Consider the following 16129-nt stretch of genomic DNA (forward strand, 5'->3'; position numbering starts at 1 on the left):
AGATCTGGACGCTTGGCGCAAACCGGCGCACATCTCCAGGGGATCGGAAGGAGAACAAACAATGCGCCGCGTCAGATCGCTGTTGATCGTTCCCGTGCTGCTGGCGTTGGCGGCGTGCAACACCGCCGGCTCGGGCAGCCCCATCGGGGGCGCCCTGCCGCTGTCGCTGAATCCGCTGCTGGTGAAGGTCATGCCGGCGGTGATCAACATCCAGGTCCGTGGCAGCGTCCGCCCCAATGCGGAGATGCTGCGCGACCCCGACATGCGGCGCTATTTCGGCGGCGAGAAGGAGAAGTCGTTCCGCAGCGTCGGCTCCGGCGTCATCGTCGACGCCGCCAAGGGCCTGGTCGTCACCAGCGCCCATGTGGTCGAGGACGCCACCGAGATCGGCGTGACCCTGGGCGACGGCAGCGAAGTACCGGCCCAGGTGGTCGGCTCCGCGCCCGACATCGACATCGCGGTGCTGCGCATCCCGGCCCGGGGGCTGACCCAGCTGCCGGTCGACGACAGCTACGCGCCCAAGGTCGGCGATTTCGTGGTCGCGATCGGCAACCCCTTCGGCCTCGGCCAGACCGCCTCGCTCGGCATCATCAGCGCCACGGGCAGAAGCGGCCTCGGCATCGAGGGCTATGAGGACTTCATCCAGACCGATGCGGCGATCAACCCCGGCAGCTCCGGCGGCGCGCTGATCAACCTCGAAGGGCGGCTGGTCGGCATCAACACCGCGATCCTCAGCCCCTCCGGCGCCAATGCCGGCATCGGCTTCGCCATCCCGATGCACATGGTGAAGAACTCGATCGACCAGATCACCCAGTTCGGCTCGGTGTCGCGCGCCCGGCTCGGCGTCGCGATCGAGGACCTGACCGCGGCCAAGGCGGCGTCGCGCGGCATCGGGGTGACCCGCGGCGCGCTGGTCACCGGCATCGTCCCCGGCACCGTCGCGGCCTCGGCCGGGCTCAAGGTCGGCGATGTGGTGACGGCGCTGGACGGGCATCCGATCGACGGCGCCACCGCGCTGCGCAACGCGGTCGGCCTGATGCGGCCGCAGACCTCGGTGACGCTGACGGTGGTCCGCGGCAAGGACACGCTCAGCGTGCCGGTGGCGCTCGGCGGGCAATAGCGCCCGTCCTCTCCCCGGGGGCGGCCGACGGGCCGCCCCTCATCTGGCGCTGGCGCCCGGCCTCGCCGCCGTTGTAACGGTGCTGGGCGTCGACCTCTGGGCGACGGCCTGCGACCGGGCCGATCCCCGCCTCACCCCCGGCGCCAGGTTTGGTTGGAGAGATCATAGAGATCATGCTGATCGCCCAGATCACCGACACCCACGTGACGACGCCCGAGGTCGCGGTCGAGACCGGGGTCGACGCCATCGGTGCGCTGCGCCGCTGCGTCGAGCATCTCTCCAGCCTGTCGCCGCGGCCCGATTTGCTGCTCGTCACCGGCGACCTGGTCGATCGCGGCGACCTCGATTCCTACCGCCTGTTCCAGAAGGCGCTGGCGCCGTTGGGCCTGCCGATGCTGGCGATCCCGGGCAACCATGATTCGCGCGAGGTGATGCGCGACGCCTTCGTCGGCCATGCCGGCATCGGCACCGACGGGCCGTTCCTCAACATCGCCGGCGAGACCGGCGGGCTGCGGCTGATCGGCCTCGACACCACCATCCCCGGCCGGATCGAGGGCGTGCTGTGCGAGGACCGGCTGGCCTGGCTCGACGCCCGGCTGTCGGAGGCGCCGCAGCAGCCGGCGCTGGTGTTCATGCACCACCCGCCCTTCGAGACCGGGCTGACCCGGATGGATGGCTGGCGCTGCGGCAACCCGGAAGGGCTGGCGCCGATCCTGGCCCGCCACCGCCAGGTGGTGCATCTGCTGTGCGGCCATGTCCACCGCGCCGTCGACACCACCTTCGCCGGCATCCCGGCCTCGATCGGCCCCAGCCCGTCGCATGCGGTCGGCTTCAACCTCGAGCCGGGGGCCGAACTGGTGGTCGGCATCGAGCCGCCGATGATCCGGCTGCTGTACTGGACCGGCAGCCGCCTGATCTCGCATCTCTCGCCGATCGACGGCGTGCAGCGCCGGGTGGGCTGACGTCTCAGCCGGCCGGGCCGACCGTCGCCCGCTTGACCAGCGCCACCGGCACGGCCTCGATCGTGGCCGGGCGGCCGGGGGTCTCGGCGCGCTCCAGCATCAGCGCCACCGCCCGGGCGGCGACGCCGCCGGCATCCTGGCGGATGGTGGTCAGGCGGTAGGGCGCCAGCCCGGCCGGGGGCACGTCGTCGAAACCGATGATCGAGAAGTCGCGCGGCGCAATGCGGCCGGCCGCGCGCGCCCCGTCCAGGAAGCCGCAGGCCAGCACGTCGCTGGCGCAGAACAAACCGTCCAGCGGCTGCGCCCAGGCCCCGGCGGCGGCCGCGGCCCCGGCCTCGTGGTCGGGCCCGGCCGCGGTGATCGGGCGGAAGGTGGCGCGGCCGGCGGCCAGGGCCGGCGCCAGCGCGGCGACGAAGGCGGCGCTGCGGGCCAGGCCGCTATAGGTGCCGCCCTCGACCCCGAGGAACCCCAGGTGGCGGCAGCCGGCGGCCAGCAGCGATTCGGCCGCCAGCCGGCCGCCGGTGGCGTTGTCCGACAGCACCGCGTCGACGCCGTCGATCGCCACCGCCCGGTTGATCGCCACCACCGGGATGCCCAGCCGGGCGCATTGCTCCGCCAGCGCGATCGGCGGCGCGCCGGAGGTCACCAGCACCCCGGTGACGCGGTACTGCAGGAAGCGGGCGATGGTGCGGTCCAGCGCCGCCTCGTCGCCGATCTCGCTGACCAGGGACTGCAGGCCGCGGGCGTCGATCTCGCGCAGCAGCGCCTCGAACAGGCTGGCGCGGTAGGGGTCGGTGGCGCCGCGCACCACGATGCCGACCAGGTCGGACCGCTGCCGGTTCATGCCGCGGCCCAGCATGTTGACCTGGTAGCCCAGTTCCGCCGCCGCCTCCAGCACCCGGTCGCGCGTCTCCGCCGCCACCCGGGCCTGGCCCGACATGATGCGCGAGACCGTGGCGCGCGACACGCCGGCCTGCTCCGCCACCGCCTGCGCCGTCACCGGCCGCCCTGTCCTGTCCTGCCGTCGCCGTGCCATGCTCGCTCCGTTTCGGGAGAAGCATAGCGCACACGTGTTCACGAAGACGAGGGTGCTTGGAGGGGCCGACGGGGCCTTTCTGGCATTGTCACGGGACCGTCACCAAACATTCATTTCCTTGAAAACGTGCGGGTCCCCGAGCCATGATAGACAAGCTGCCGGAGAGCGGCGCGGCCGGACGTCGGGAATGGGCAGTTATGAACACGTGTTCACGCTTCCATCGGCGCCGTCGACCATCCTGCGGACTGGGAGGGATTGAGATGACAGGGACGAAGTTGATCAGCCACGCCGCGTTGCGCGCGGCCAAACGTCAAGTGGCCGGCCTGGCGGGCATTGCCGCGCTGCTGCTGGCGGGCGGTGTGGCGAACGCGGACGAGCTGGTGATCGCCGGCCGCGACGGCGTCTACGGCGATGCGCTGACCTATGCGATCGACGCCTACAAGACCGTGTCGCCGGACACCGAGGTCGAGCTGCTGAAGCTGCCCTATGCCAGCCTGTACGAGAAGCTGGTGGTGTCGCTGCGCGGCGGTGCCGACGCCTATGACGTGATCGTCGCCGACGACACCTGGATGCCGGAATTCACCGCCAATGGCTGGCTGAAGCCGGTCACCGCCGACCTGTCGGGCGTGATCCCCAGCCTGACCGCCCTGTCCAAGGGCAAGGACGGGCAGGTCGTGGCGCTGCCCTTCGCCGGCAATGTCGAGATGTTCGCCTACCGCACCGACCTGTTCCAGGCGGCCGGCCTGGCCGCGCCGAAGAGCTGGAGCGACGTGGTCAAGGCGGCCGAGCTGCTGAAGGCCAAGGACCCGAATGTCGCCGGCGTGGTGTTCCGCGGCACCAAGGGCAACCCGATCGTCACCGGCTTCCTGCCGATCTTTTGGGCCCATGGCGGCGAGGTCATCGACGGCTCGGGCAAGGCGGCGCTGGCGTCGCCGGCCGGGGTCAAGGCGCTGCAGCAGTTCCTGTCGCTGAAGGCCTACGCCCCGACTGGGGTCGAGACCTACAACGCCACCGAGGTGCGCGACGCGCTGCAGCAGGGCCGCGCCGCGATGGCGATCGAGGTCTGGCCGGCCTGGGTGCCGTCGCTGGACGATGCCGACAAGTCCAAGGTGGTCGGCAAGGTCGCGATCGGCCCGGCCCCGGGCGAGACCAAGGGCCCGGCGCCGATGCTGGGCATCTGGCAGGTGGGGGTGCCGTCGGGCGCGCCGAATGCCGCGGGCGCCCAGAAGTTCCTGGCCTTCCTGAACGGCGCCGACATGCAGAAGGAGCTGGCCCTGCGCTTCGGCCTGCCGCCGACGCTGACCGCGCTCTACGCCGACAAGGACCTGGTCGCCAAGTACCGCTGGTACCCGGACCAGCTGAAGGCGCTCGAGGCCGGGGTGTCGCGGCCGCGGATCAAGCAGTGGCCGCAGGTCGAATCGATCCTCGGCGACTACCTGCAGCTCGCCCTGGTCGGCCAGGTCACCCCCGAGGAGGCCCTGAAGAAGGCCTCGGCCGACATCGACGTGGCGCTGGCGAAGAAGTAACGGCGGTCTGCTCTCTCCGGCCTCCCCCTCCCCCTGCGGGAGGGGGTAGAGGGAGGGGGAGGATCTAAAGCGCGCAGGACCGTACAGAACCCCATGCTCTTCACCGATCGCCGGCAGCTCGTCCTGCTCCTGCTTCCCGCCGCGCTGCTGCTGGTCGTGTTCGCGCTCGCGCCCGTGGTGCAGGTCGCGATCTACTCCTTCCAGGACATCGACTACACGGCCGACACCTCGCGCTGGGTCGGCCTCGAAAACTACATCACCCTGTTCGGCGACTGGTTCTTCCGGGTCGACATCGGCAACACGGTCCGGTTCGCGGTGGTGGCCTCGCTGGTCCAGGTCGGGCTCGGCACCGCCCTGGCGCTGCTGCTGAACCGCGAATTCCGCGGCCGCGGCGCGGTGCTGTCGGTGGTGGTCTACCCGATGATGCTGTCGACCCTGGTGTGCTCGGCGATCTGGCGGTCCTGGTTCCACTACGACGTCGGCATCCTCAACGGCGCGCTGACCTGGCTGCATCTGCCGCCGGTGGCCTGGCTGTCGGACCCCGCCATCGCGCTGTGGTCGGTGATGCTGGTCGATAGCTGGCAGTGGACGCCGATGACGACGCTGATCGTCCTGGCCGGGCTGCAGTCGATCCCGCCCGAGGTGGTCGAGGCGGCGCGCACCGACGGCGCCCGCGGCTGGGTGCTGCTGACCCGGATCGTGCTGCCGCTGGTGCGCGGCCAGATCTTCCTGGCCCTGCTGCTGCGCCTGATCGACACCTTCAAGCTGTTCGACAAGGTCTATGCCCTGACCGGCGGCGGCCCCGGCAACGCTACCGAGACGATGTCGATGTATGTCTACCAGAAGGGCTTCAAGTTCTTCGATGTCGGCCTCGCCGCCGCCGCCTCGGTGGTGATGATGGCGATCGCCTGCGCGCTGTGCGCCGTCTATGCCGCCCAGGCGATGCGGGGCTCGTCCAAGTGATCCGCCGCACCCTGCCCTATCTCGGCATCGCCCTGTTCGTGCTGGTCTTCGCCCTGCCGGTGATCTGGATGGTCGGCGCCGCCTTCGAGGATTCGGCCCGTGCCGGCCGCGGCTTTTTTCCGACGGCGCCGACCCTCGACAACATCCGGGCGGTGCTCGACGACGGCTTCCTCATCCGGTTGAAGAACACCGCCATCGTCGCCTTCGGCGCCACCCTGCTGTCGCTGTTCGCCGGCTTCCTCGCCGCCTACGCGCTGGCCCGGTATCGCTTTCCGAAGCGGCTCGACGTGCTGTTCCTGCTGCTGGTGCTGGTGGTCAAGCTGATGCCGCCGATCGTGGTGGCGCTGCCGCTGCATCAGCTGCTGCTCGATCTCGGCCTGCTCGGCACCCTGTCCGGGCTGGTGCTGGTGTACCAGCTCTACACTCTGCCGTTCTGCCTGTGGATGCTGCTCGGTTTCGTGCGTGAGGTGCCGGTGGAGATCGAGGCCGCGGCGGCGATCGACGGCGCCGGCCTGCTGCGCCGGCTGTGGCACATCGTGCTGCCGCTGGCCCTGCCCGGGCTGGTGGCGACGCTGATCTTCGCCCTGATCCTGTGCTGGAACGAGTTCCTGTTCGCGCTCCTGTACCTGCAGCGCCCCAGCCGCTTCACCCTGCCGCTCTACGTCGCCACCTTCATCACCGAGGACGGCACGCTGTGGGGCCGGCTGATGGCGATCGGCCTCCTGTCCTCGCTGCCGGTGCTGCTGGTCGCGGGCTACATCCAGAAGCACCTGCTGCGCGGCTTCGCCCACCAGGCGAAATAAGCAGCAAGGGTGCCATCCGCGACCGTGGGTTGACGCTGCCACGCGACCGGGCCACAAGCCGCGCATTCCGGGATGCGGTGGAGCGGACCATGGGCGAGCGGGACCTGACCGGGCGGGCGGTGGCGGACGGCATCCTGGCCGAGGTGGCGGCCGAGGTGCAGGCGCTGGGCGAGGCGCATTGGCCGCCGAAGCTGGTGTCGATCACCGTCGGCGACGAAAGCGCGGTCGACGTCTATGTCCGCAACCAGCGCCGCACCGCCGAGAGCGTCGGCATCGCCTTCGAGACCCGGCGCCTGCCGGAGCGGATCACCCAGGAGGAGCTGCGGGCCGCCATCGCCGCGCTCAATGTCGACCCCCAGGTCAGCGGCATCATCCTGCAGCGCCCGGTGCCCAAGCACATCTCGATCAAGGCGATGCAGACGACGATCCATCCGCTGAAGGATGTCGAGGGCATGAACCCGGCCTCGATCGGCAACATCGTCTACAACGAGCTGGAGCTGGCGCCCTGCACCGCCCTGGCCGCGGTCGAGATGCTGAAGCGCACCGGCCTACAGCTGCAGGGCCTGGAGGCGGTGGTGATCGGCCATTCCGAGATCGTCGGCAAGCCGATCGCCTTCCTGCTGCTGTCCGAGGGCGCTACGGTCACGGTCTGCCACCACATGACCCGGTCGCTGGCGGTGCATTCGCGCCGGGCCGATGCGGTGTTCGTCGCCGTGGGCAAGCCCAAGCTGGTGACCGGCGACATGATCAAGCCCGGCGCCGCGGTGATCGACATCGGCATCAACGAGGTGATCGACGACGAGGGCAAGAGCCGGGTGGTCGGCGATGTCGACTATGACAGCGTCGCCCCGGTGGCCGGCTGGATCACCCCGGTGCCGGGTGGCGTCGGGCCGGTGACGGTGGCGGTGCTGATGCGCAACACCGTGGTCGCCACCCGCCGCCAGAAGGCGCATTACGAGGCAAGGCTGGGCGCCTCGACCTTCTGACGGGCCACGGGCGCCGTTGCGCCCCGCCGGGCCTTGCCGCTAGCCTCCCCTGGGGGAGGGTTCCGCATGATGAAGCCCGTGGGCCGGATCGAGGGGGCCTCGGCCAGCCCCGTCTCGGGCCGTCCCGTCCTGGACCCGCCCAAGGCGGCCTGGAACGGCGGCATGCTGCTGGTGGTCCTGGTCTTCGCCGGCCCGCTGTTCACCTGGTCGGCCCTGGCCCTGTTCCTGGGCTCGACCTACGCCCTGCTGCTGGTCGGCCACAGCGTCGGCATGCACCGCCTGATGATCCACCGCAGCTTCCGCTGCCCCAAGCCGGTCGAGCGCGCTTTGGTCTATGCCGGGGTGCTGGTGGGGGTGGCGGGTCCGTTCGGGATCATCCGCATCCACGACACCCGCGACTGGGCGCAGCGCCAGCCGGCCTGCCACGACTTCTTCGCCCACACCCGGCCGCTGCCGCTCGACCTGCTGTGGCAGCTCGCCTTCCGGTTCGAGTTCGAGCGGCCGCCGACCCTGACGATCGAGCCGCATTGGGCCGAGGACCCCTGGTACCGCTTCATGGAGCGGACCTGGCGGCTGCACCAGCTGCTGCCGGCCATCCCGTTCTTCCTGATCGGCGGCTGGTCCTGGGTGGTCTGGGGCGTCTGCCTGCGGGTGCTGGTCAGCACCGCCGGCCATTGGACCATCACCTACTACTGCCACAACCCGGGACCCGGCCGCTGGCGGGTGCATGACGCGGCGGTGCAGGCCTCCAACCTGCCGGGGCTGGGCCTGCTGACCTATGGCGAGTGCTGGCACAACAACCACCACGCCTTTCCCGAATCCGCGCGCATCGGCCTCGATCCGGGGCAGGCGGACCCGGGCTGGTGGGCGATCCGCGCCCTGGAGCGGCTGGGCTTGGCCCATGATGTCGGCCGCCCGCGGCCCGCCGCCAGCCGGGAGGACCTCGACGATCTCGGGTCCGAGCCGGCCTAGAGCACCGCGGCCAGCGCCGTGCCGGCGATGGTCGCCGCCATGGCGAGGTTGATCGCGCGCTCGGTCGACGGGCGCGGCTTCGCGCGTTCGATCGCGGCGCCCAGCCACAGCCACAGGATGTCGACCACGATCATCACCGCCACGCACAGCAGCCATTTCAGGGCGGCGTCGGCGGAGCTGTCGGAGCGGACGAGGGAGGCCGACGCCATCAGCGAGGCGAAGGCGATGTAGGCCTTCGGGTTGGTGACGCCGAGCAGGAAGCCGCCGGCCGAGGTCGCAGCGACGGTCGCGGCCGCCGGGCCGCCGGCGCCGACCGGTGCGGTCGCGATCCGCAAGGCGAGATAGAGCAGGTAGGCCGTCGCGGCCACCATCATCGCGGTCACGGCGTAGGGCAGGGCCTGGATCGCCGAGAACAGCCCGGCGGCGCTGACCGCCGCGGCCACGGCCAAGCCGACCTGCAGCCCGCCATAGAAGCGCAGCCCCCGGGCGAAGCCCTCGGCCTTGCCGACCGCCACTAGCGCCGCGATCCCCGGTCCGGGCGACCCCAGCAGCACGATCGCGGCCAATGAGAACAACCCCGCATCGATCAGGCTGACGGCCATGGCTTGCCTCTATATATAAAGAGATACTTATATCTTTATGTTTTCGATTCGGAAGGATGTCAATGGCCGCGGAGCGGTCTTCCTCGTGGTTCAGAAGTGGTGACCTCTCCCGCCCCCTATCGTCATTGGGAAAAGCGCAAGCGCCTCCGACCTCTCCCGCGGGAAAGGCAAAACAGTGATCCTCGTAGGTCGGGTTCGCGGTTCGCGAACCCAACAATGGTTCCGGCGGCACGATGTTGGGTTCGCCCAAAACGAACCCAACCTACCCCGTGTCCGGCGGCTTGCGCCGGCCGGCGGAACGGCGCCCCGGCAACGCTGCCGTCCGATCGGCAGGCGCGGGCTCCTCCTCCTTCGCCAGCAGGTCGTCGGCTTCGTCGAGCCAGCGCTGGACCTCCAGCGGCAGCCCGTACATCCGGCACAGCTGCGCCACCGCGAGCCCCGCCGGCCAGCCATCGACCTTCTCCGCCAGCTCCGGCTCCTCCAGCCGCTCCAGCGTCTCGGCGCACCGGCGGTAGACCTCCTCCGCGCTCTCGGCCGTCTCGCGGATCGCCGAGGCGATGGCCAGGCTCACCCGCCGCCGGTGCCAGTCCTTGACCGGCACCGCCGCCCCCGGCTCCTCGCGCGGCCGGGCCATCTTCTCTTCCAGCAGCAGGGTCAGCCGCAGCGACCGCGCGAGGACGGCCAGCCGGCCGCAATAGTCGACGCCCGGCTGCGACGCGCCCAGCGCCTCGGTGCGGGTCGCCTCCATCACCTCCATCTGGATCTCGGCCGCCCGGGCCAGCAGCCGCAGATGCCGAGCCGCCCGCTCCCCTTCAGGAGTGGCTGGGGCCTCTGGTGTCTGGGCGGTCTGCGTCTTGTTCGTGGAACGTATCATGAACGTGCGCAGCGGCTAATACTACCGCGATGAAGCGCGGTGCCTCACCGACGCAAACCTTTCAGGCCGCGGCGGCGGCCGGGATGGCAAGGGTGGACCAGACGTCGCGCAGCGCCTCGACCAGCCGGGCCATCTGCAGATCGTCATGCAGCGGCGTCGGGGTGATGCGCAGCCGCTCCGCCCCGCGCGGCACGGTCGGGTAGTTGATCGGCTGGACGTAGATGCGGTGCCGCTCCAGCAGCAGGTCGCTGGCCGCCTTGCACAGTCGGGCGTCGCCGACGAAGACCGGCACGATGTGGCTGGCCGACGGCATCACCGGCAGGCCGGCGGCGTGCAGCTGGCGCTTCAGCGTCGCCGCCCGTTCCTGGTGCCGCTCGCGCTCGGCGCCGCTGGCCTTGAGGTGGCGGATCGCGGCCAGCGCCCCGGCGGCGACGACCGGCGGCAGCGAGGTGGTGAAGATGAAGCCGGGGGCGTGGCTGCGCAGCGCGTCGACCAGCATGGCCGAGCCGGCGACGTAGCCGCCCATCACGCCGAAGGCCTTGCCCAGCGTGCCCTCGATCACGGTCAGCCGGCGGGTCAGGCCGTCGCGCTCGGCGATGCCGCCGCCGCGCGGGCCGTACATGCCGACGGCATGGACCTCGTCGAGATAGGTCATGGCGCCGTGCCGGTCGGCGACGTCGCAGATCGCGGCGATCGGCGAGATGTCGCCATCCATCGAATAGACGCTCTCGAACGCCACCAGCTTCGGCCGGTTCGCCGGGTATTCCGACATCAGCCGGTCGAGGTCGGCCGGGTCGTTGTGGCGGAAGATCCGCTTCTCGCAGCCGGAATGGCGGATGCCGGCGATCATCGAGGCGTGGTTCAGCGCGTCGGAGAACACGACGCAGTTCGGCAGCAGCTTCGCCAGGGTCGACAGCGAGGCGTCGTTGGAGACGAAGCCCGAGGTGAACAGCAGTGCCGCTTCCTTGCCGTGCAGGTCGGCCAGCTCGGCCTCGAGCGCGTGGTGGTAGATATGGGTGCCGGAGATGTTGCGGGTGCCGCCGGCGCCGGCGCCGCAACGGTCCAGCGCCTCATGCATCGCCGCCAGCACCGCCGGGTGCTGCCCCATGCCGAGATAGTCGTTCGAGCACCACACGGTGACGTCGGGCGAACCCTCGATGCCGTGATGGGCGGCGCGCGGGAAGGCCCCGGCGTGGCGTTCGAGTTCGGCGAAGATGCGGTAGCGGCCTTCGGCCTTCAGCGTCTCGATCGCCGTCTGGAAAATGCTCTCGTAGTCCATTCCACCGTCTCGCCGAGCCGCGGGCAAGGTCCTGGGCACGCAGCCAGTGTAACGCATCTGTCGCGCCTGCGTGAAATGGCACCATAGTCGAACTGGGGCAGGACGCGAGACTGCGGCGTCTCGGGCGGCGATCCGCCGCACGCCGCCCCGGCGGTCCGGCGGCGGCCAGATGGTTACGGCCGTAGCCCGCTTCCCACTAGGGAAGGTTTGTTGGATATGCGACGAAAGCGAGGCCCGAAGGATTTGGTGTCCGCAGGCGTCGTACGGCATGATCCCCTGGCGTGGGGGGCAACGGATTTGGTTTGCCCGGTATGAGTGAGCAGGACGAGATTCCGCGGGCGGCGGCCACCCCGCGCGGCCGCCGCAAGCGCGAGGCCATCCTGGCGGCGGGGCTGAAGGTCTTCATGGCCGAGGGCTATGCCGCCAGCATGGACCGGGTGGCGGCCGGGGCCGGCGTCGCCAAGCAGACCCTCTACAGCCATTTCGGCAGCAAGGAGGGGCTGCTCCGCGCCGTCTCCGACCGCTTCAAGCACGACACGCTGCGCGGGCTGGACCCGGCCGGCGACCTGGGGGCCGAGCTGCTGGCCTTCGGCGACCACATGATGCGCAAGCTGTTCGACCCCGAGACCCTGGGCATCCAGCGGCTGATGATCGCCCAGGCCGACGCCTTCCCCGACCTGGCGCGGATCGTCTACGCCGCCGGCCCCGGGCGGGTGCGCGAGGCGCTGGTGGAATTCATGCGGTCGAAGGTGGAGCAGGGCGAACTGCGCCCGGTCGATCCGGACGAGGCGGCGGAGGATTTCGTCGCCCTGCTGCAGGGCGGCCGGCGGCAACGCTACCTCTTCGGAATCGAGCGGGCGCCGGATGCCGGCGAGATCCGGCGGATGGCGCAGCGCGCCGTGGCGGTGTTCCGCCGAGCCTATACAGTGTCGTAAGCCGCGGTCCGGACCCTTGTTTCGCCGCAATTGCCCCTTACTTCCGGGAGGCGAAGGGGCACCGACGAAGGGAAAGCAGATGGCGAAGTTTCGCTATTGGGGCATGTCGGTTCTGCTCAGCCTGGGCCAGGCCGACCTTGCCGTGGCCAGCGAGCGGCCACCCTACGGCGACGCGCTGGCGGCCTATCTCGGCTCCGCCGTGGCCGCCAATGACGACGGCCCGGCCGGCGCGCCACTCTATCTCTACCGCCCCGACAGCTTCCACCGCGTCACCTTCATCGGCCACGCCGTGCCCGATGCCGGGCCGCTGTGGCGCGGCGTCGCCATCGACGGCATCTGGCAGACGGTCGCCAGCCCGGACGACCTCGCCCCGCTGCTGCTGCCCGACACCGGCTGGGACGCGGCCGACGCGCTGACCCGCGAGGCCATCGCCCTGCGCTGGGTCGAGGAGATCGTGATGGGCGGCGAGGTGCTGCGCAGCGGCGGCGACATGGTGCCGCCGGCCCGCGACGGCGCCATCCACCCCGCGGCAGCCCGCACCCTGGACGATGGCAGCATCGAGGTCAGCGGCTGGGTGTCGCATCTCAGCGTCACCGGCGAGATCGCCGACCCCTTCACCGTCCGCCTCCGCCCCGACGGCACCATCGGCAGCGACTTCTCGCGGATGACCGAGGTTCCCGACACGACCGAGGCCTGAGGGCGGCGCCTGGCCGCCTCTCAGCCCTCCTCCGTCATTGCGAGGAGGCGAAGCCGACGAAGCAATCCATGGTGCCGGTACTGGCTGCCCGATGGATTGCTTCGCTGCGCTCGCAATGACGATGAAAGGGGCGGGAAAGGCCCCGCCCTTTACCCCTCCACCCCCAGCTCATGGCCGACCAGGCTGACCCAGTAGGTCGCGCCGAGGGCGATGATCGCGTCGTTGAAGTCGTAATGCGGGGTGTGAACGTAGTGGTAGCTGCCGTCCGGCTCGACCCCGTTGCCGATCAGGATGAAGGCGCCGGGCCGCTGCTGCAGCATGAAGGAGAAATCCTCCGCCCCGGTCAGGCGCGGGATGTCGGTGGCCACCTTGTCGGCGCCGACGATGCCCGCGGCCACGCCGGCGGCGATCGCGGTCTGCTCCGGATGGTTGATCAGCGGCGGATAGCGGCGGTGATAATGGACCTCGGCGGTGCAGCCATAGGTGGCGGCCAGCCCCTCGGCGGTCTCGCGCAGCCGGCGCTCCAGCGTGTCGCGCACCGCGGGCGAATAGCTGCGCGCCGTGCCCGACACCACCACCTCGGGCGGGATGATGTTGGGCGACCCGGCGGCGCCGGCGGCGATGTGGCCGACGCTGATCACCGCCGGCTCCACCGACGGCACGTTGCGGCCGACGATGGCCTGGGCCGCCAGGATGAAATGCGCCAGCACCACGGTCGGGTCGGTGGCGAGGTGGGGGGCGGAGCCGCCATGCCCGCCGGTGCCGCCGAAGCTGACGGTCCAGGTGTCGGCCGCCGCCATCATCGCGCCCGGGCGGATGCCGAATTCGCCGACCGGCCGGCCGGGATTGTTGTGCATGCCGTAGACCGCGTCGGCCGGGAAGCGGTCGAACAGCCCTTCCTCGACCATCAGCTGGCCGCCGCCCAGCCCCTCCTCGGCGGGTTGGAAGACGAAGTGCACGGTGCCGGCGAAGTCCCGGTTCTCCGAGAGGTAGCGGGCCGCGCCCAGCAGCATGGTGGTGTGGCCGTCATGGCCGCAGGCATGCATCTTGCCGGGCACGGTCGAGCTGTGCGCCGCGCCGGTCTTCTCGTCGATGAACAGCGCGTCCATGTCGGCGCGCAGCGCCACCGCGCGCTGGCCCGGCCGGTCGCCCTTCAGCGTGCCGACCACGCCGGTCTTGGCGATGCCCTCATGGGTCTCGATGCCCCAGCCGCGCAGCGTCTTCGCCACCAGCGCCGCGGTGCGCACCTCCTCGAAACCGGTTTCGGGATGGGCGTGGATGTCATGGCGGATGGCGACCAGATCGGCCTCATAGGCCTTGATCGCGTCCAGCACGGTCTTTGGGTCGGCGGTCACTCGCGTGCCTCTCTGTCTGGTCGTCTGGTTCGGGGCCGCGACGCGTCGGGGCGGCGGGCCGGGCGCCAGCTTTGCAGGTTTTCTGTCCTGCGCCCAGGTGTCGCGGCGCGGCCGCCCGACAGGATCGTCCGGCCGGTCGCCACCCCGCCGGTTGCCTTCCGCCCCGCGACGCGCCAGGATCGCCCGCTTCGGTGGGAGGACCCTTCGCGTGATCCTGGATTTCGGCTCGATCAACATGGACCTGGTGATGGTGGTGGCGGCGCTGCCGCGGCCGGGTGAAACCGTGCTGTGCGACAGCTACGTCACCAAGCCGGGCGGCAAGGGCTCGAACCAGGCGGTGGCCGCGGCGCGGGCCGGGGCCCGGGTCGCCATGGCCGGCGCGGTCGGCGACGACGGCTTCGGCCAGGTGATGCGCGCCACCCTGGCGAAGGACGGCATCGACACCTCCCTGATCGCGACCAGCGAGCGCCCCACCGGTGTCGCCTATATCTGCGTCGACGCCGCGGCCGAGAACTTCATCGCCGTCGGCAGCGGCGCCAACCTCGCGGTCCGCGCCGACCAGGTGCCGGACGACCGGTTGACTCCGGACACCCTGCTGGTGCTGCAGATGGAGCTGCCGCCGGAGGAGAACTGGGCGCTGCTGAAGCGCGCCCGGGTGCGGGGCTGCCGCGCCATCCTCAACGTCGCCCCGGCCGCGCCGGTGCCGGAATCGGCGCTGCGCGACCTCGACCTGCTGGTGGTGAACGAGCATGAGGCGCTGTCGATCGCCGGCACGCTCGGCCTCGACATTTCGACGCCGCAGGCCGCCGCCGCCGCGCTCAGCCACACGCTGGACCTGACCTGCGTCGTCACCCTCGGCGGCGCCGGGGCGATCGCAGTGGGGCGCGAGGCCGACTTCGCGGTGCCGGCCCTGCCGATCCAGCCGGTCGACACCACCGGCGCCGGCGACACCTTCACCGGGGTGCTGGCCGCCGGCCTCGATGCCGGGCTGCCGCTCGACCAGGCGATGCGCCGGGCCAGCGTCGGTGCGGCGCTGGCCTGCCTCGCCCTCGGCGCCCAGGAAAGCATGCCGACCGCCGCCGCCATCGACGCCGCGCTCCCGCGGCTGGGGCCGAACACGCCGATCGGCTGAGCGGCGCACCCGCAGGAGCCTTCGCCCGATGACCAGCCCCGCCGCCCCGGACCGCATCAGCGTCTATGCCGCCGGCAGCCTGCGGGTCGCTCTGCCGGCCCTGACCGCCGCCTTCACCGCAGCGACCGGGACCGCGGTCGCGGTGCGGCACGGCCCGGCCGGGCTGCTGCGCGAGCGGATCGAGGCCGGCGACCGGCCGGACCTGTTCCTGTCGGCCGATCTCGGCCACCCCGCCCGCCTCGCGGCAGCGGGGCTGTCCGGGCCGGCCGTGCTGTTCGCCCGCAACGCCATGGTGGCCGTGGCCCATTGCCGGGCCGGCGCGACCACCGCCAATCTGCTGGAGCGCATGCTCGATCCGGCGATCGGCATCGGCACCTCGACGCCGCTGAAGGACCCGTCCGGCGATTATGCCTGGGCGATCTTCCGCCGGGCGGAGGCGCTGCGGCCCGGGGCCTTCGCCCGGCTCGACGTCAAGGCGAAGCAACTGGTCGGCGGGGCCGAACCGCCGCCAGGCGCCGCTGTTTCCGCGCCCTACAGCCCGGTGGCCCAGGCGCTGGAGGACGGCACGGTCGATCTGTTCCTGGGCTATGCCAGCGGCCTGGGATCGCTCGCCGCCGGCCATGCCGATCTCGACCTGGTCGAGCTGCCGGCCGGGCTGGCCGTCGGCCCCGAATACGGCCTGGCCCTGCTGAACGATGGCCGCCCGGCAGCCGCCCGCTTCGCGCTGTTCCTGCTGTCGCTGGACGGGCAGGCGCTGCTGCGGCAATCCGGCTTCCGGCCCGTCGCCCTGTCCGAAAGTCGCTGAACGGTCCCGAGGGTGGCGGGCCCCGTTGCCGGCCTGCCGCGATCGCTATATACGGTCACATATATCGCGAATCCCCCCAACC

General features: G+C 71.1%; 16 protein-coding genes. 11 read left to right on the forward strand and 5 right to left on the reverse strand.

Features of this window, described 5'->3' with window-relative positions:
• Positions 1-61 precede the first annotated feature (61 nt).
• On the forward strand, positions 62-1120 hold the full coding sequence (locus tag AB4112_RS11320) for a trypsin-like peptidase domain-containing protein (RefSeq protein WP_309797999.1): 1059 nt from the start codon (positions 62-64) through the stop codon (positions 1118-1120).
• A gap of 173 nt (positions 1121-1293) precedes the next feature.
• Positions 1294-2082 (forward strand): phosphodiesterase, encoded by a 789-nt coding sequence (locus AB4112_RS11325; protein WP_309797997.1) that lies wholly within the window; start codon positions 1294-1296, stop codon positions 2080-2082.
• A gap of 4 nt (positions 2083-2086) precedes the next feature.
• Here AB4112_RS11325 and AB4112_RS11330 read toward each other — a convergent pair whose 3' ends face one another.
• Positions 2087-3118, reverse strand: coding sequence for a LacI family DNA-binding transcriptional regulator (locus tag AB4112_RS11330; protein ID WP_309797995.1), 1032 nt, complete (start codon positions 3116-3118; stop codon positions 2087-2089).
• Positions 3119-3378: 260 nt separating this feature from the next.
• Between AB4112_RS11330 and AB4112_RS11335 the strand changes: the two genes are divergently transcribed.
• The 5 genes from AB4112_RS11335 to AB4112_RS11355 all read left to right on the forward strand — a co-directional run bounded on the left by AB4112_RS11335 (position 3379) and on the right by AB4112_RS11355 (position 8368).
• Complete coding sequence (locus tag AB4112_RS11335; protein WP_441719579.1) at positions 3379-4644, forward strand: ABC transporter substrate-binding protein; 1266 nt, start codon at positions 3379-3381, stop codon at positions 4642-4644.
• Positions 4645-4737: 93 nt separating this feature from the next.
• On the forward strand, positions 4738-5607 hold the full coding sequence (locus tag AB4112_RS11340; RefSeq protein ID WP_441719582.1) for a carbohydrate ABC transporter permease: 870 nt from the start codon (positions 4738-4740) through the stop codon (positions 5605-5607).
• Positions 5604-6410: a carbohydrate ABC transporter permease gene (locus AB4112_RS11345; protein WP_309797987.1), complete on the forward strand. Its 807-nt coding sequence runs from the start codon at positions 5604-5606 to the stop codon at positions 6408-6410. The genes AB4112_RS11340 and AB4112_RS11345 overlap by 4 nt, the downstream gene beginning before the upstream one ends.
• An 89-nt stretch (positions 6411-6499) precedes the next feature.
• Positions 6500-7396, forward strand: coding sequence for a bifunctional 5,10-methylenetetrahydrofolate dehydrogenase/5,10-methenyltetrahydrofolate cyclohydrolase (locus AB4112_RS11350; RefSeq protein ID WP_309797984.1), 897 nt, complete (start codon positions 6500-6502; stop codon positions 7394-7396).
• Positions 7397-7462: 66 nt separating this feature from the next.
• Positions 7463-8368 (forward strand): acyl-CoA desaturase, encoded by a 906-nt coding sequence (locus tag AB4112_RS11355; RefSeq protein ID WP_441719586.1) that lies wholly within the window; start codon positions 7463-7465, stop codon positions 8366-8368.
• On the opposite strand, the gene AB4112_RS11360 is transcribed toward AB4112_RS11355, so the two are convergent.
• The 3 genes from AB4112_RS11360 to hemA all read right to left on the reverse strand — a co-directional run bounded on the left by AB4112_RS11360 (position 8365) and on the right by hemA (position 11123).
• A complete protein-coding gene (locus AB4112_RS11360) occupies positions 8365-8970 on the reverse strand; it encodes a LysE family translocator (RefSeq protein ID WP_441719589.1) in 606 nt (201 codons plus the stop codon). The genes AB4112_RS11355 and AB4112_RS11360 overlap by 4 nt on opposite strands.
• 262 nt (positions 8971-9232) lie before the next feature.
• Positions 9233-9844, reverse strand: coding sequence for a hypothetical protein (locus AB4112_RS11365; RefSeq protein WP_441719592.1), 612 nt, complete (start codon positions 9842-9844; stop codon positions 9233-9235).
• Between the two features lie 61 nt (positions 9845-9905).
• Positions 9906-11123 (reverse strand): 5-aminolevulinate synthase, encoded by a 1218-nt coding sequence (gene hemA / locus AB4112_RS11370; protein WP_309797978.1) that lies wholly within the window; start codon positions 11121-11123, stop codon positions 9906-9908.
• Between the two features lie 311 nt (positions 11124-11434).
• Between hemA and AB4112_RS11375 the strand changes: the two genes are divergently transcribed.
• Positions 11435-12058 (forward strand): TetR/AcrR family transcriptional regulator, encoded by a 624-nt coding sequence (locus AB4112_RS11375; RefSeq protein WP_309797976.1) that lies wholly within the window; start codon positions 11435-11437, stop codon positions 12056-12058.
• A 79-nt stretch (positions 12059-12137) separates the two neighbouring features.
• Positions 12138-12755 (forward strand): hypothetical protein, encoded by a 618-nt coding sequence (locus AB4112_RS11380; RefSeq protein WP_441719596.1) that lies wholly within the window; start codon positions 12138-12140, stop codon positions 12753-12755.
• A gap of 149 nt (positions 12756-12904) precedes the next feature.
• Here AB4112_RS11380 and AB4112_RS11385 read toward each other — a convergent pair whose 3' ends face one another.
• On the reverse strand, positions 12905-14110 hold the full coding sequence (locus AB4112_RS11385; protein ID WP_309797972.1) for a M20 aminoacylase family protein: 1206 nt from the start codon (positions 14108-14110) through the stop codon (positions 12905-12907).
• Between the two features lie 208 nt (positions 14111-14318).
• Between AB4112_RS11385 and AB4112_RS11390 the strand changes: the two genes are divergently transcribed.
• Positions 14319-15242 carry a ribokinase gene (locus tag AB4112_RS11390; protein ID WP_441719598.1) on the forward strand — a complete coding sequence of 308 codons (924 nt, stop codon included), beginning with the start codon at positions 14319-14321 and terminating at the stop codon, positions 15240-15242.
• Between the two features lie 28 nt (positions 15243-15270).
• On the forward strand, positions 15271-16047 hold the full coding sequence (locus AB4112_RS11395) for a substrate-binding domain-containing protein (protein ID WP_441719600.1): 777 nt from the start codon (positions 15271-15273) through the stop codon (positions 16045-16047).
• The last annotated feature ends 82 nt before the right edge of the window (positions 16048-16129 follow it).

Origin of the sequence: Inquilinus sp. 2KB_23 (assembly GCF_052115705.1) — a bacterium.
Lineage (GTDB): Bacteria > Pseudomonadota > Alphaproteobacteria > DSM-16000 > Inquilinaceae > Inquilinus > Inquilinus ginsengisoli_A.